General features: G+C 62.6%; 16 protein-coding genes. 7 read left to right on the top strand and 9 right to left on the bottom strand.

The features are described 5' to 3' along the window. Positions 1-51 precede the first annotated feature (51 nt). The 4 genes from IGW04_RS01605 (at position 52) to IGW04_RS01620 (ending at position 2,180) form a co-directional block, all read left to right on the top strand. On the top strand, positions 52-984 hold the full coding sequence (locus tag IGW04_RS01605; protein WP_194711257.1) for a LysR family transcriptional regulator: 933 nt from the start codon (positions 52-54) through the stop codon (positions 982-984). A 145-nt stretch (positions 985-1,129) separates the two neighbouring features. Further along, a complete protein-coding gene (locus IGW04_RS01610) occupies positions 1,130-1,387 on the top strand; it encodes a hypothetical protein (protein ID WP_194711258.1) in 258 nt (85 codons plus the stop codon). Positions 1,388-1,521: 134 nt separating this feature from the next. Beyond that, a complete protein-coding gene (locus IGW04_RS01615; protein ID WP_194711259.1) occupies positions 1,522-1,767 on the top strand; it encodes a DUF2061 domain-containing protein in 246 nt (81 codons plus the stop codon). Positions 1,768-1,847: 80 nt separating this feature from the next. After that, positions 1,848-2,180: a thioredoxin family protein gene (locus IGW04_RS01620; RefSeq protein WP_194711260.1), complete on the top strand. Its 333-nt coding sequence runs from the start codon at positions 1,848-1,850 to the stop codon at positions 2,178-2,180. Between the two features lie 28 nt (positions 2,181-2,208). Here IGW04_RS01620 and IGW04_RS01625 read toward each other — a convergent pair whose 3' ends face one another. From IGW04_RS01625 to IGW04_RS01655, 7 genes are all read right to left on the bottom strand, one after another. Continuing rightward, the gene (locus IGW04_RS01625; protein WP_194711391.1) at positions 2,209-2,946 is read right to left on the bottom strand and encodes an endonuclease/exonuclease/phosphatase family protein; all 738 of its coding nucleotides are present in this window, start codon (positions 2,944-2,946) and stop codon (positions 2,209-2,211) included. 20 nt (positions 2,947-2,966) lie between these two features. Continuing rightward, positions 2,967-5,129, bottom strand: a complete 2,163-nt coding sequence (locus tag IGW04_RS01630; RefSeq protein ID WP_194711261.1) for a VTT domain-containing protein — start codon at positions 5,127-5,129, stop codon at positions 2,967-2,969. A gap of 405 nt (positions 5,130-5,534) precedes the next feature. Further along, the gene (locus IGW04_RS01635; RefSeq protein WP_194711262.1) at positions 5,535-6,701 is read right to left on the bottom strand and encodes an ABC transporter substrate-binding protein; all 1,167 of its coding nucleotides are present in this window, start codon (positions 6,699-6,701) and stop codon (positions 5,535-5,537) included. A gap of 62 nt (positions 6,702-6,763) precedes the next feature. Next, positions 6,764-7,471: an ABC transporter ATP-binding protein gene (locus IGW04_RS01640; protein ID WP_194711263.1), complete on the bottom strand. Its 708-nt coding sequence runs from the start codon at positions 7,469-7,471 to the stop codon at positions 6,764-6,766. After that, a complete protein-coding gene (locus IGW04_RS01645; RefSeq protein ID WP_194711264.1) occupies positions 7,458-8,222 on the bottom strand; it encodes an ABC transporter ATP-binding protein in 765 nt (254 codons plus the stop codon). The genes IGW04_RS01640 and IGW04_RS01645 overlap by 14 nt, the downstream gene beginning before the upstream one ends. Then, positions 8,215-9,258 carry a branched-chain amino acid ABC transporter permease gene (locus tag IGW04_RS01650; protein ID WP_194711265.1) on the bottom strand — a complete coding sequence of 348 codons (1,044 nt, stop codon included), beginning with the start codon at positions 9,256-9,258 and terminating at the stop codon, positions 8,215-8,217. The genes IGW04_RS01645 and IGW04_RS01650 overlap by 8 nt, the downstream gene beginning before the upstream one ends. A gap of 2 nt (positions 9,259-9,260) precedes the next feature. After that, entirely contained in the window at positions 9,261-10,124 is an 864-nt protein-coding gene (locus IGW04_RS01655) for a branched-chain amino acid ABC transporter permease (RefSeq protein WP_194711266.1), read from the bottom strand. Between the two features lie 512 nt (positions 10,125-10,636). On the opposite strand from IGW04_RS01655, the gene IGW04_RS01660 reads away from it, so the two are divergent. Continuing rightward, positions 10,637-11,617 carry a Bug family tripartite tricarboxylate transporter substrate binding protein gene (locus IGW04_RS01660; RefSeq protein ID WP_228526742.1) on the top strand — a complete coding sequence of 327 codons (981 nt, stop codon included), beginning with the start codon at positions 10,637-10,639 and terminating at the stop codon, positions 11,615-11,617. Further along, complete coding sequence (locus IGW04_RS01665) at positions 11,617-12,666, top strand: cyclase family protein (protein WP_194711393.1); 1,050 nt, start codon at positions 11,617-11,619, stop codon at positions 12,664-12,666. The genes IGW04_RS01660 and IGW04_RS01665 overlap by 1 nt, the downstream gene beginning before the upstream one ends. A 66-nt stretch (positions 12,667-12,732) precedes the next feature. On the opposite strand, the gene IGW04_RS01670 is transcribed toward IGW04_RS01665, so the two are convergent. Together IGW04_RS01670 and IGW04_RS01675 are read right to left on the bottom strand one after the other, a co-directional pair. Next, entirely contained in the window at positions 12,733-13,131 is a 399-nt protein-coding gene (locus IGW04_RS01670) for a diacylglycerol kinase (protein ID WP_194711267.1), read from the bottom strand. Next, entirely contained in the window at positions 13,131-14,276 is a 1,146-nt protein-coding gene (locus IGW04_RS01675; RefSeq protein ID WP_194711268.1) for an alpha-hydroxy acid oxidase, read from the bottom strand. The genes IGW04_RS01670 and IGW04_RS01675 overlap by 1 nt, the downstream gene beginning before the upstream one ends. 187 nt (positions 14,277-14,463) lie before the next feature. On the opposite strand from IGW04_RS01675, the gene IGW04_RS01680 reads away from it, so the two are divergent. Then, on the top strand, positions 14,464-15,270 hold the full coding sequence (locus IGW04_RS01680; RefSeq protein WP_194711269.1) for an IclR family transcriptional regulator: 807 nt from the start codon (positions 14,464-14,466) through the stop codon (positions 15,268-15,270). The last annotated feature ends 10 nt before the right edge of the window (positions 15,271-15,280 follow it).

Here is a 15,280-nt window from a genome sequence, read left to right on the forward strand (position 1 = left end):
TGGCGCTTGCGCGCCTCAACGTGATACAGCCCTACTGCTCATGTGCATGCCATGAATTCGGATGATCTGGAGTGTTTCGCGCGGGTGGCGAATTGCGGGAGCATTTCCCGCGCGGCGCTGGAACTCGGCAGCGACCAATCCACTGTCAGCAGGCAGATGCTTCGACTTGAAGCGACAACCTGTTCTCGCCTCTTCCATCGCAGCGGGCGTGGCGTCATTCTCACTGATGCTGGCCGCCTTTTGCTGGAACACGCCAGGCGGGTCACCGAAAGCGTCGAGGAAGCACGGCGCGCCATCCATGCCTATTCGGACCAGGGGCCGGCTGAACTTGTCGTCGGTGCGCAGCCGACCATCGCACGTACGATATTCGGGCCGGTTGGCTCTGCATTGCGTGAGCAGTTTCCCCGCACCCGGTTGCGCTTTGCCGAAGGACTCAACGCCAATATCCTTTCCTGGCTGTCCACTGGTACCGTGGACGTTGCGGTGATTTATGTGCCATTGCAGGCAAGCGGCCTGAAGATCGACATCCTGCTCCAGGAACAGCTGCACTTGATCGTGCCGGCGACCCAGACCGACGTGGACAGCGAGTTTCCCGTACGCCGGCTTGGCGACGTGCCTCTCATCCTGCCCAGCGCACCGCACGGATTGCGCCATCTCGCCGAGTCGCTTGCCAGCCGGAGCGGAATTTCCCTTCATGTGGCCATGGAATGTGACGCTTCGATCAGTGTCACCAAACGCCTTGTGCAGAACGGCTGCGGCTACACGCTGCTGCCGCTTGCCGCAGTCGCCGGGGAAGTCGCGCAGGGAACCTTGAAGGCTGCGCAGCTGGTTGGCGCGGACGTCACCCGCGACGTTGCCCTGGCCACCGCCAAAAACCGGCCGGGCGGATCGGCAATCTGGAATGTGATGCAGACAGTGCGACAGGAAGTTCGCCATGTCGTCCAGTCAGGCGCCTGGCCGGGCGCCGTATTGCGTGACGCCTGAACGCCCGCTGCGGCTAAATTTACAGCAAGAAACAATGTTTATTTAAAAATAGTTGCTCTAGAGGAACATTTTCGCTATAAATACGGTCTGTTTTAACAGTGTGCATACGGCAACACACTCAGCCTTCAATAACGGATCGGAAATCATGAAGCAACCTAGTCTGGCCAAGCTCAACACCTATGACCCCAACCCACTGCTCGATACCGTCACCGAGCATCTGAATGTCAAGAATGACGCAGCCTTGTCCCGCGCTTTGGCAATCGCACCACCGATCATCAGCAAGATCCGTCACCGCAAGATGGTGGTGGGGCCGGCGCTCCTGATTCGCATGCATGAAATCACGCACATCAGCATCAAGGAACTGCGCGCATTGATGGGCGACCGCCGTCCCATTTTCTGCTGAGCGCACAGCCTGGCTGCGACATCCACCATCATCAACGCCTTCTATCAAACCGGTTGGTTTAATCAATTCGATTAATCAACTGAGAATCATTATCATTTGACCCTGTCGATACGTACCAATGAAAGGGTGAAATCATGGTGACTGCTGCGAGAACGATCAGCCAGGTGGCAATGCATATGGCGGTGTCCTTCGGTGTCCTTTACGTCCTGACCGGCTCCTTCGTGGCGGGTGGCGCCGCCGCCGTGCTGGAGCCGATCTGCAACGTGATCCTGATGCCCTTTCATGACAAATTCTGGGAAAGGGTCAGGCAAAGGGTCGAGGCACACGACCGGCGCAATGCGAGCCCGTCCGTCCCCGCACAGACCACCATGCAGGTCTGATCTTCTTCTGCACCGCGGGCCTGCAACCATGCAGGCCGATCCATGGTCTACTCATCATTTCCGCGAAAAGAGAAGATGCGATGGCAATGACCAGCACTTATACCAGTCCCGAACCCGCCCGCCAGGAAGTCGACCAGCTTGGCGGCGCCACCGTGATCGAATTCGGCGCGCCCTGGTGCGGCTTCTGCATGGCAGCGCAGGCTCCCCTGGCGCGCGCCTTTGCCGGGCATCCCGGTATCCGGCATATCAAGATCGAGGATGGCAAGGGCAAGGCCCTGGGCCGCTCCTTCCGGGTCAAGCTCTGGCCCACGCTTGTGTTCCTGCGAGACGGGCGCGAAGTGGCGCGCCTGGTCCGGCCTGATGACGTGGCCGATATCGAACGCGCATTGCGGGAAGTCGAGCAACCCGCATGAGAGCGGACTGCTGTTGACGCGCTCCGCCCTACCCCACGATATGCGCGATCAGCGGAAGATGGTCTGACGCCACCCGCGCCAGCGGCGTTGCATGCACCCGCACCTCGACCAGGCGGTGGCGCGGACTGATCCACAGACGGTCCAGCGCAAACATCGGCAGACGCGACGGAAAGGTGCATGGCGCCGGCACCGGCTCGAAATGCGAGGTCAGCCAGCGCAGGGGCCGCCCCCAGACAAACCATTCATTCAGATCGCCTGTCAGGATGACCGGCATGCGGTCGGTGTCGAATGCCTGCAGCAGCAACCGGATCTGGTGGCGGCGTTCGGCTGGCCGCAGTCCCAGATGGGTGGCGATGATGCGCAGCGGATGCCCGTGGCAATCCAGGTCGGCATCGAGCGCGCCACGCGGCTCCCTGCTGCCGAACGACAAGTCGATGGTTCTGGTGGCCACCACCGGATAACGGCTCAATACGGCATTGCCGTAGCGACGTTTCGGCGTATCCTCGGCCGGCCCCTCGACCGCATGAAAACCGGTCATCTGCTGCAGCAGGTCCAGCACATTGGGCCCGGCGCCGCCAAGCGGCACTTCCTGCAGCGCGATCACGTCCGCATTGATTTCCCCCAGCACGCCGGCGATCCGCTCCGGGGCATAGCGGCCATCGGTGCCCACCGCAGCATGGATGTTGTAGGTCGCGACCGTCAGCGGCCAGGGATCGAGATCAGGTTCCGTGCCGGCGAAGCCGGCATGATCGATCACGTCCGTCATTTCCTGATGCATGTCTTTTGTCAGTTTTTCCAAGCGCCCTCCCGCGCGGCAAACAGTTTCTGCAAACCCAGCGCCGTGGCGATCAACAGCAGCGCCACCAGCGCCACGACGGCTACAGCGCCGAGGCTGGGCCGGCGCGCGGCCTCGGCAAGATGATGGACGAAGGTCACCGTAAGAACGATGCCAGGCGCCATGCCCAGCACGGTGCCGATCAGGAAGTCGCGCAGGCTGATGTGAGACGCGCCAGCCACCACATTGATCACGACGAAAGGCGCCACCGGGAGCACCCTGATCACCATCACCGCCAGAATGCCGCGCCTGGCGACGCGCTTGCTGAGCCGGTTGATGCGGTTGCCAAGCAGACTGCGCACGGCATCGCGTCCAGCCCACCAGCCCAGGCCATAGCTCAGCGCCGCGCTCAGCGTGGAGCCGGCAATCGCGTACAGCGCGCCATAGGCGGGCCCGAACACGACGCCGGTCACGGCGATGAGCAGCGTCACCGGCACCATCATCGCCCCGGCCAGCGCGAAGGCGGCGACCGCGATCAGCGGCGTGAACGGCATCGCATCCAGCGCCTTGGCCGCTGCCACCAGACTGGCGAGATTGATCGCATCGCCCAGCGGCGTGGCGCGCCATGCCAGGGCAAGCAGGCCCAGCAGCAGCGCCAGCACACCCAGCCCGATCAGGCGTCGCGACACCGGCTGACGCGCCTCTTCGGGCAGGAATTCGGCGACCAGTTCATCGGGCGTGATCGGGCGTTCCGGGTCGAACACCACATTGTCGATGGCAAGCAGCGCCATCTCGGGCGTGACCACGGGATCGATGGCGACAAGCCTGCGATGCCCGCCCAGCCGCTCGATGGCGCGCAACAGACTGCCTTCAGCCTGGATTGCCTCGCTCACCGCTTCCGGCGACGCGCCCAGGTGCTCGCCCAGCAGCCGGCCGCGCATCCAGGCAATCGCTGCCCTGACCCGCTCCCCCTGTTCCCCGGCTGCCGCTTCCAGGCTGAGGTTGCACTCGGTATCGAAGGCCATCGAGCGGTTGCTCATGTTGGCCGAACCAACGCAGAACAGATCATCGTCAATGGAAAAGACCTTGCTGTGCACATTCAGGAAACCGTCCTCCAGGCCTGGCACCTCGGGGCACATCATGCGATAGCGACCGCAGACGTCTGCGGCCCTGAGGCGCTGGTGTATGCGCGCACGCAACGCGCCCATCGTGGCCTGCTCCAGCCAGCCGCTCTGGTTTCGGGGCGATACCACGACAACCTCGGGCGCGTCGGGGGATGACAGGCGCTGCGCCAGCGCTTTGCACAAGGTGTCGGAGGTGAAATACTGGTTCTCGAAAAACATGTGGCGTCGCGCCGAAGCAATGGCATCCAGGTATAACGCGCGCACCTCGGTCACGCCGGGAGCGCCCTGAAATGCCGGCTCGGTGCGGGATATCGCCACGTCGACATCGGTGACGTCGGGCGTGACGTCTTCAGGCCAGGGATCATGGACGCCTCGGCCATGCACCACGGGCCAGTTGCCGGTCGCCCTGTTCCAGCGCTGCCTGGCCAGCTCGCCCAGTGCCTCGGCGACCTCGCCGTCCACCATCGCCTGCACGTCATGAAACGGACCGTAAGGCTTGCCGTCGGCGTCCACCCGCAAGGGGTTGCTGCCGGCATGTTCCTGCGTGTCCCAGCGGCACTTGGTGATGTCGAGCCCGCCGACAAAGCCGACCTTGTCGTCCACAACCACGATCTTCTGATGGTGCGACGCGCCGACGGGATGCCTGTCATCCATCTGAAAGGCCATGCGGCGCTGCCGGCGCCAGCTGGTGCGATAAGCCGGCAGCAGCTCGCGCTCAAGCGCATAGAGCATCGCAAAATCCCAGTTCAGCACATAGACGCGCAGTTGCGGCCTTTCTTCCAGCAACGCATGCAGGAAGTCGCCTAGGGCTTCGGGATGGCCGTCGCCGGCGCCGCCCGGCACCATCACCGTGCGCCGGTCGATATCCCAGCTCAGAATGATGATGCAGTCGCGCGCGCCAAGCATGGCCTGCCGCACCGCCCTGAAATAGGCGTCGGCGTCGATCAGCAGTGCGAACCGGCCGGCATGCGCCAGCCGCCAGCAGTTGCGGCCGGGCTGCAGGAGCGGCCGGCGCCGGGCATGGCTGGAAACGGACGAGTAGGTAGACATCTGACAGGACGGCAGGGGCGTTGGCAAAAACCCCATTTTCGCTCGGCATGACGACCGGCGCTTTGCGCCGACACGCGTTACACCAATCCCAACCCATGACGTCCCAGATGAAACCGATGGATTTTTTCGTCTGGCAAGGCGGGTGAGGAGTCAATAGCCCAGCTATTGACGACGATTCCAACGCAGCCAGGCGGAAAAAGACGCTGTTTCATGGGACGTCATGGGTTGGGGTTGGTATTAGACGCGCAAACCTTGGCCGGCATCGCTTCATGCACGTCCTGGGCGCCGCGCGCCTTCCCGCATTGCCTCGGGCAGGCAGCTGTCTGCAATGCAAAAAAAAAGCTGCACCGTGTGACCGATGCAGCCTTGTTGGCGCCGTCATCGCGGCGCCTGCCGTGGGGGCAATTACTTACCGGCGTTGGCAGCGCGCAGGCTGGTGTCCTTGATCTTGCCGCCTTCCACCACGCCCATCAGAACGTTGGCGATGGTGCCGCCCTTGTCATCCAGGCCTTCGATCTCCTGCGGATTGTTTTCCGGCGGCAGGGTCTTGAATGCCTTGTCCATCTGCGCGCGGATCTTCACGCCGTCGGTGACCGTGCCGGCCAGCTTCATCGCCACGGCAGTGGCATGCACCGCAGTGTAGTTCAGGCTGACTTCCGAGCTCGGGTCGCGGTTCGGATCGAGCTTGTGGAAGTTGTTGACGAACAGCTTGGCGTTCGGACGCGGGTCGGCAATCATCGGCAGCACGCCGACCGAGCCTTCCAGCGGGCCGTAGCCGCCGACCACCTTGGCCATCTCGTCCAGCTTGGCCTGGTCCAGCACCAGGAAGCCGCCCTTGAAGCCGAGATCGCGCGCCTGCTTGGCCACCAGCGCGGTCGGCTCCGAAGCGCCGCCGATGAACAGCACGTCAGGCTTGCCCTGCAGGACCTTGGAGACGCCGCTGTAGAAGTCGGTTGCCTTGTTGTAGGACATCGGGTTCTCGGCGACGATCTTGCCGCCGGCCGCTTCCCACTTCGGCTTGAAGGCGGCGGTCCATGCCTTCGCATAGTCGTGGTCGGCATTGGCAATCGCCACGTTCTTGCCGAACTTGCTCATCTCGACCTTGATGAACGGATCGATATAGATCGTGAAGTCAGGCGGAATGCGCACGCTCATCTTGTTGCCGCGCTCGGTCACCTGCGGCAGGCTGGTGTAGGCCAGCAGCAGCGTGTTGGACTTCTCGTTGAATGCCTGCACGGCAAAGATGCCGCCGGAGTGCGGCACCAGCACCGCCGGAGTCTTGTGCTGCTGGATCAGGCGCTGCACGTTGATCGCGGTTTCGCTGGGGTTGTACTTGTCGTCGAGCGACACGATTTCGATCTTGTATTTCTTGCCGCCGACTTCCAGGCCCTTGGCATTGATTTCATTGGCGGCCATCTCCATGCCCATCAGCACGTTCTTGCCATACAGCGCGGCGCCGCCGGACAGCGGGCCGGAGTAACCGATCTTGACCACTTCCTGTGCCATTGCGTTGCCGCCGAATGCCAGGGCCACTGCCACGGCCAGATAAGCCGGTTTCATTGTGATACGCATTATTGAGTCTCCTTCTGTGGATGGGAATTGCACTTGCAACGACATTGAGACATCAGCGCCCGTCAGGCGCCGATATAGGCCTTGCGCACCGCTTCGTTGTTGAGCAGCTCGTCCCGGCTGCCTTCCATCACGATGCGCCCGCCCTCGATCACATATGCACGGCTGGCAATGCGCAGCGCGGCATAGGCGTTCTGTTCGGCCAGCATCACGGTAGTGCCGGCCTTGTTGATCTTTTCAATGACTTCGAACATCTGCTTGACCACCAGCGGCGCCAGGCCCAGCGAAGGCTCGTCCAGCAGCAGCGCCTTGGGACGGGACATCAGCGCCCGGCCGATGGCCACCATCTGCTGCTGGCCGCCGGACAGCGAGCCGGCGTTCATCTCGCGCTTCTCATGCAGGATGGGGAACATCTCGAAGACTTCATCCAGCGTCTTCTTGATGCCGCGGCCGTCGCGCCGGTGCACATAGGCGCCCAGCGTCAGGTTCTTCAGCACCGACATCGCCGGGAACAGCTTGCGGCCCTCCGGGCATTGCACCACGCCCTTCTCGACGATGTTGGACGGCTTCATGCCGACCAGCTCGGTCTTGCCGAAGCGGATGCTGCCGCTGGCGGCGCGGTGCAGGCCGCTGGTGGTCAGGAAGATCGAACTCTTGCCGGCGCCGTTGGCGCCCAGCAGCACTACCAGTTCGCCCTCGTTGGCGTGGATGTTGATGTTGTTCAGTGCGCGGAAGCTGCCGTAGTTCAGCGACACGTTTTCAAGCTGCAGCATTTTCACTCCCCAGATACGCTTCGATCACGATCGGGTTGGCGCGGATCTCCGCCGGCGTTCCTTCCGCGATCTTCTCGCCATAGTTCAGCACCATGATCTTGTCGGCCAGGTTCATGATCATGTCCATCTTGTGCTCGATCAGGCAGACCGTCATGCCATGCTTGACCAGCTTCTGGATCAGCTCGGCAATGCCCACCGTCTCTTCCGGATTGACGCCGCCCGCCGGCTCGTCCAGCAGCAGCATCTTCGGATCGGTGGCCAGCGCCAACGCAAATGCCACGCGCTTGCGTTCCTCCTGCGAGATGTCGCCCGCCACCCGGTGCGACACATGGGACAGGCCGACGAAATCCAGCGCTTCCTGCGCCTTGATGCGGCAGATGCGCTCCTCTTCCTTCAGGCGCCGGGTGCCCAGCAGCACGTCCATCAGGCCGGACTGGGTGCGCAGGCGGTGGCCGACGATCAGGTTGTCCAGCACGGTGGCCCGGTCGAACAGGTTCGTGGCCTGGAAGGTGCGGGATACGCCCAGCTTGGCCACCTGGTCGGCGCGCAGGCCGGTCACGTCCTGGCCATCGAAGATGATCTTGCCGGATGTCGGCGGGATCGCGCCCGAGATCAGGTTGAAGAACGTGGTCTTGCCGGCGCCGTTGGGCCCGATGATCGCGTTGATCTTGTTGCGTTCGAAATTGATGCTCACATCATGGACCGCGGTCAGGCCGCCGAAACGCTTGGTGAGGTTCTGTATTTCAAGCATGCGAGCTCCCCTTCTGCTGGCCATGGCCGATCACGCCGCCGGCCGGTGTCTGTGTCTTTGCCTGTTTCGCCGCGGCTTCGCTGGCCAGTCGGGATGCATTGCGCGCCCGCCATGCCAGGTAGGAGCCGACCACGCCGTGCGGCACGAAAATCACCAGGATGATCAGCAGGGGACCGAACACGATGAAGCGGTAATCCTGCAGGAACTGCAGATACTGGGTCAGCCATGGCACGGCGATCGAACCCAGCAACGGTCCGAGCAGGGTGCCGATGCCGCCCACCAGCATGTACATGGTCATGTCGAAGGTGTGCTCGACGCTGGCAATGCCGGGGCCAAGGAAGCGCACGAAACCGGCATACAGGCCGCCCGCCAGGCCGGCGTAGAACACCGACAGCATGAAGGCCAGCACCTTGTTGCGCATCAGGTTGATGCCCAGCGCCTCGGCCAGGTCGTCGCCGTTGCGGATCGCCATGAAGGTGCGGCCCAGCAGCGAGTTGGCGATGCGGTGCATGGCCCAGACCGACAGCGCCAGGAAGAAGAGCACCAGGTAATACTGGGAGCGCGGCGCCTCGAAGTCGATGCCGGCAAAGCCGGTGGGCGCCGGAATGCCCATGATGCCCACGGTGCCGTGGGTCAGTCCTTCCCACTTTTCGATGAGCAGGTACATGATGTAGCCCACGCACATCGTGAAGATCGAGAAGAAGTGCCCTTTAAGGCGCAGCGACACCAGGCCGACGAAGAAGCCGATGAAGGAGGCGACAAAGCCCGACAGCGCAAACGCCGGCCAGAACGACCAGCCGTGGTCCACCGTCAGGATGCCCACGGTGTACGCCCCAACCGCCATGAAGCCGCTATGGGCCAGGTTGAACTGGCCGGTGTAGCCGGTAATCAGGTTCAGGCCGATGGTGGCAATCGCAAACACATAGGCGGTCGCCATCACGGTGAGGTAATAGTCGTTGCCGGCCGCAAAGAAGGGAAAGGCAATCGCCAAAGCCAGCAGCAGCAGCCAGCCGATTTTTCCGTCGATGAATTTCATGATCAGCGAGCCCCCGTGGTGAACAGGCCTTGCGGACGCAGCGACAGCACCACCACCAGCAGCACGAAGGCGATGATGTCCTTGTAGTCGGTCGAGATGTAGAAGGCGCCGAAGGATTCGGCAAAGCCGATGATGAGCCCGCCCAGGATGGCGCCCGGCACGCTGCCCATGCCACCCAGCACGATGATGACGAAGGCCTTGGTGATCACCAGGTTGCCCATGGCCGGATAGACCAGGTTGATCGGCGCGTACAGCGCGGCGGCCACGGCGGCCAGCACGCCGGAGATGGCGAAGGTCATCATCGCCACCCGGTTGGCGTCGATGCCGACCAATGCGGCGCCGTCGCGGTTCTGCGCCATCGCGATGATGGTGGCCCCGGTGGTGGTCTTGCGCAGGAACAGATGCAGCGCCAGCATCAGCGCAAAGGCAGCGACGATGATCAGCAGGCGCTGCGACGGCAGGGTCACGCCGCCCATGGAGATGATGCCGGCATAAGGCGTCTGCATGCGGCGGAAGTCGGCGCCGAACATGGCTTGCGCGCTGGCTTCCAGGAACAGCAGGATGCCGATCGCGGCGATCATGTGGTGCAGGCCTTCATGGTGGCGCAGCGGATGAAACACCAGGCGCTCCGAGATGACCGCGATCGCTGCCACCACAACGCCGGCGCCGGCCATCGCAACCCAGTAATTCAGGCCCCAGTTCGACATCAGGAAAAAGGCGGCAAAAGCGCCCACCATGTAGAACGCGCCGTGCGCAAAGTTAGGTACATGCATGATGCCGTACACCAGCGTCAGGCCCAATGCGACCAGACTGTATACCCCGCCGAGCGTAAGCCCGTTGAGGATCTGCTCCAGTATCAACTCCAAGATTCGTCTCCTTAATATTCCACGATGCGTCTTGCAAGACGCATCACGCTTGCTCTGACCGGCGGCGAACCACCCGGGAACTGCTCACTTTCTTGTCGAAAATGCGAACGCTCGTTTTTATTTTTTAAGCGCAGTCGAACCGTATCATCACTGGTAAATTAAGGTCAATAAAAATGAGCCAATATTTTGCAGTGCAGAACGAAAATAGGGAAAATTTTTACTTATTACCGACGAGCGGTAGTTTTGGTTGAAAATTGCGGAACTTCAAGGTAGTTTTGCGTTGAAACCAGCGCTCAACAGATGGCTCACTGCTCACTGAGCCCGGCCGAAAAACCGGGCAATTGTTTCGCTGTGCGGTACAGCATTCCGTTTTTGTTGACTGGTCAGCGGACGGATGGTAGGTTTGGACCGATGGCATGCTAACAAAACCACAAGCGACCGGCAATTGTCCGACGCCATGCCAGCACCGGTCCTCCCCCAGAGTGAACCGTCCCATAACGACAGGAGACTCCATGTTGAAAAAATTAATGCCGGCACTGGCCATCGCTGCGGCCGCCTTGTGCGCCGCACAGCCTGCTTTCGCGCAGTCCGCCAGCAACTACCCGAGCAAGCCGATTCACATCATCGTGACCTTCACCAGCGGCGGCGCGCCCGACATCCTGGGCCGGCTGATCGGCGACAAGCTCAGCACCGCCTGGGGCCAGACGGTCATCGTGGAGAACAAGCCAGGCGCGGGCGGCAACATCGGCGCCGACTATGTCGCCAAGGCCGCACCGGACGGCTACAACATTGTCGTAGGCACGGTGGGCACCCATGCAATCAATGGCGCGCTCTACCAGAACATGCCCTATGACATGACGCGCGACTTCACGCCTGTGACCCTGCTGGCTTCCACGCCGAACATGCTGGTCGTCAATAACAATGTGCCGGCCAAGAACCTCAAGGAATTCATCGACCTGGGCAAGAAGGAAGGCAAGATGACCTTTGCCTCGTCCGGTTCGGGCACCTCGATCCATGTCTCAGGCGAACTGTTCAAGACCATGACCGGCATCGACATGCAGCACATCCCTTACAAGGGACGCGCCAGTGCGATTCCTGATCTGCTGGGCGGCCGGGTCACGATGATGTTCGACAACATGCCATCCAGCCTGCCTCTGGTCCGCGAGGGCAAGCTGCGGGCGCTGGGCGTCACCAGCGCCAAGCGCTCGCCGGCAGCGCCGGACATTCCCACCATTGCCGAATCGGGCCTGCCCGGCTTTGAAGCGGTCTCCTGGTTCGCGCTGTTCGCGCCGGCCAACACGCCCCGCCCCATCGTCGACAAGCTGCAGGCCGAGGTCAGCAAGATCCTGAAAATGCCGGACGTATCGAAGAAGCTGATGGACCTCGGACTTGAGCCGTCGGGTTCAACCTCCGATGAACTGGCCGCCTACCAGAAGACCGAGATCGCAAAATGGTCCAAGGTGGTCAAGGACTCCGGCGCGAAGGTGGAATGATGACGACGCCAGCACGCTGGAAACAACGACCCGAGGGCGCCAACTGGGGCGACTTCGGCCAGGACGACCAGCTGGGCCGGGTCAACCTGATCGGTAGCGAGCAGATATTGAAGGGTGCGGCGGAAGTCCGCGCGGGGCGCAGCTTCTGCCTGTCGCTGCCGCTGGATCTGCCCGGTGGCAATGCGCTCAATGCCAGGCGCAATCCGCCGCGACTGCAGCCGACATGGCGTGGCGACACCCCGGTGCTCAACTACGGCATGGATGGTCTGGTTGCCGACAGCATCGACGTCGTCTCCGACGACCAGGTGCTGCTGTGCCTGCAGTACTCCACCCAGTGGGATTCGCTGGCCCACGTCGGCGCGCGTTTCGACGTGGATGGCGCCGGCGCCGAGGAAATGGTGTATTACAACGGCTATCGCGCCGGTCACGATGTCAAGGGTCCGACCGAGATGCAGGAAGGCTGCGGCTGCGATGGCGGCGGGCACAGCTCGCATGCGGACGCTCTGGGCATCGAGAACATGGCGGTGCATGGCATGCAGGGCCGCGGCGTGCTGCTGGACCTTGCCCGGCATTTCGGCCGCGAGCGCAAGCTGATCGGCTTCGACGAGATCGCCGCGGTCATGCAGCAGGACGGCGTGACCATAGAGCGCGGCGATTTTCTGGTGCTGCGGACCGGCTTTGCCGAGGTGGTGATGGAAATGGGCGGCACGCCGGACCCGCAGGTGCTGCATCATACCTGCCCGGTGCTCAATGGCCGCGACCAGAAGCTGCTGCAGTGGATCACCGACAGCGGCATCGCCGCCATCTGCGCCGACAACTATGCGGTGGAAGCCTATCCCGCGCCGGAGGTGGCGGGCCGCAAGTCCATCCTGCCGCTGCACCACCATTGCCTGTTCAAGCTGGGCATACCGCTGGGTGAACTGTGGTACCTGAAGGACCTGGCCGACTGGCTGCAGGCCAACGGCCGCCATCGCTTCATGCTGACCGCCCCGCCGCTGCGACTGCCGGGCGCAGTGGGATCGCCCGTGACGCCGATCGCGACTGTTTAAGCAACTGTAAAAATCCGGGGCGCAGTCAGCATCGCGGACTGCGCCCCGGACTCATCCGCGCCTTCGTCACGGCCTGAACAGCCCCCACAGCACCACCGCCCAGGTGGCAGCCGAGAGCAGCACCGTCAGCATCACCGCCGCGCTGCCGAAATCCTTCGCATTGGCCGACAGCGGATGACGCTCTAGCGAGATCCTGTCCACCACGGCCTCAATCGCGGAATTGAGCAGTTCGACCACCAGCACCAGCACCATGCTGCCCACCAGCAGAAGCTTCTCGAAGGCCGACGCCGGCAGCAGCAGCGCCGCGATCGTCGCCGGCACGATCACCCACAACTCCTGGCGGAAGGCATGCTCATGCTTCCAGGCGCTCGCCAGTCCCTGCAATGAATAGCGCATCGCGCCGGCAATGCGGCAGAAGCCACTCTTGCTCTTGAATGCCGAATAGGCCGGCTCGTCGGGCTGCATCAGTACGTGCCCGGCAGCAGAATGTTCTTGTCCACCTTCTGCACATCGGTCAGGCCGCACAGGGCCATGGTGATGTCGAGCTCCTTGCGGATGATCTCCAGCACCCGAGTCACGCCCTCCTCGCCCATCGCGCCCAGGCCATACAGGAAGGCGCGGCCGATATAGACGCCGCGCGCGCCCAGGGCCAGCGCCTTGATCACATCCTGGCCGGAGCGGATGCCGCCATCCAGGTGCACCTCCATCCTGTCGCCGACCACGTCCATGATGGCTGGCAGCGCATTGATGGACGAGTCGGCGCCGTCGAGCTGGCGTCCGCCATGGTTGGAGACGATCAGCGCATCGGCGCCGCTCTGCGCCGCCATGCGGGCATCCTCAGGGTCCATGATGCCCTTGATGATCAGCTTGCCGCCCCAGCGCTGGCGCAGCCATTCGACGTCATCCCAGGAAAGCCGCGGGTCGAACTGTTCCGCGGTCCAGGCCGACAGCGAGGACATGTCCGACACATTGGTCGCATGGCCGACGATATTGCCGAAGCCGCGCCGCCTGGTGCCCAGCATGCCCATGCACCAGGCCGGCTTGGTCGCCATGTTCATGATGTTCTTCAGCGTCAGCTTGGGTGGCGCGGTCAGGCCGTTGCGCAGGTCCTTGTGGCGCTGGCCGAGGATCTGCAGGTCCAGCGTCAGCACCAGCGCCGAACAGTTGGCGGCGCGGGCGCGCTCCACCAGCCGGCCCATGAAATCCCTGTCCTTCATGAAGTAGACCTGGAACCAGAAAGGCTTGCTGGTATGGGCGGCGATGTCCTCGATCGAGCAGATGCTCATGGTCGACAGCGTAAACGGCACGCCGAATTTCTCGGCAGCCTTGGCTGCCAGGATCTCGCCGTCGGCATGCTGCATGCCGGTCAGGCCGGTAGGCGCCAGCGCCACCGGCATGGAAACCGGGAGGCCTACCATGGTGCTGGCCAGGCTGCGGTTCTCCATGTTCACCGCGACCCGCTGGCGCAGCTTGATCCTGGCGAAGTCATCGCTGTTGGCGCGGTAGGTGGACTCGGTCCACGAGCCTGAATCGGCATAGTCATAGAACATGCGCGGCACGCGCCGCTCGGCCAGGATGCGCAGGTCTTCGATATTGGTGATCACGCCCATTCTTGTCTCTTTCTGATGTAGGGTTTTTTCGCAGGCAGCATTATGGCCGGGAAATGCCGTTGTCATACAAGCTCCACAGATGAAATTAATTTTCGCGCGCCTTGCATGGAACGGTGTCTTGGCAAAGTCGTTTTTGATATATTTTCACATTGTGATATAAAGCCATATTGCATTGCACCAGTTTCCAATGAAAAACACTGATCAGCCTCTGGACAACGACAAGACGTCGATCCAGGTTATTGAACGCTTGATAGGCCTGCTGGACGCGCTGGCCGATTATCCAGACCCGGTCAGCCTGAAAGAGTTATCGGCCGTCACCGGCCTGCATCCCTCCACGGCGCACCGCATCCTGAACGACCTCGTGATCAAGCGCTTCGTCGACCGCGCCGAGCCCGGCACTTACCGGCTCGGCATGCGCCTGCTGGAACTGGGCAATATCGTCAAGAGCAGGCTGAACGTGCGCGAGGCGTCGCTGGACTTCATGCGGGCGCTGCACCGCAAGACGCACCAGACCGTCAACCTGTCGGTGCGCCAGGGCGATGAAATCGTCTATATCGACCGCTCCTTCTCGGAGCGTTCGGGCATGCAGGTGGTGCGCGCCATCGGCGGCCGTGCGCCGCTGCACCTGACGTCCACCGGCAAGCTGTTCCTGTCGGCGGACGATCCCAAGACGGTCAGGGCTTACGCCACCCGCACCGGCCTTGCCGGTCATAACAAGAATTCCATCACGGACCTGGCCAAGCTGGAGCGCGAGCTGAGCCTGGTGCGCGCGCGCGGCTATGCCCGCGACAATGAGGAGCTGGAACTGGGTGTGCGTTGCATGGCGGCCGGCATCCGCGACGACAGCGGCAAGCTGATCGCCGGCCTGTCGATCTCGGCGCCCGCCGACCGGCTGCAGGAGGAATGGATCGCCGACCTGCTTAGCACCGTGAACGAGATTTCCGCTGTGCTGGGGCATGTGCCGGCACCGGAAGGCGCCGAACCGGCACGCTGAAACGCTGTAT

The organism is Noviherbaspirillum soli (assembly GCF_015352955.1).
In the GTDB taxonomy this organism is placed as follows: Bacteria; Pseudomonadota; Gammaproteobacteria; order Burkholderiales; family Burkholderiaceae_D; genus Noviherbaspirillum_A; species Noviherbaspirillum_A soli.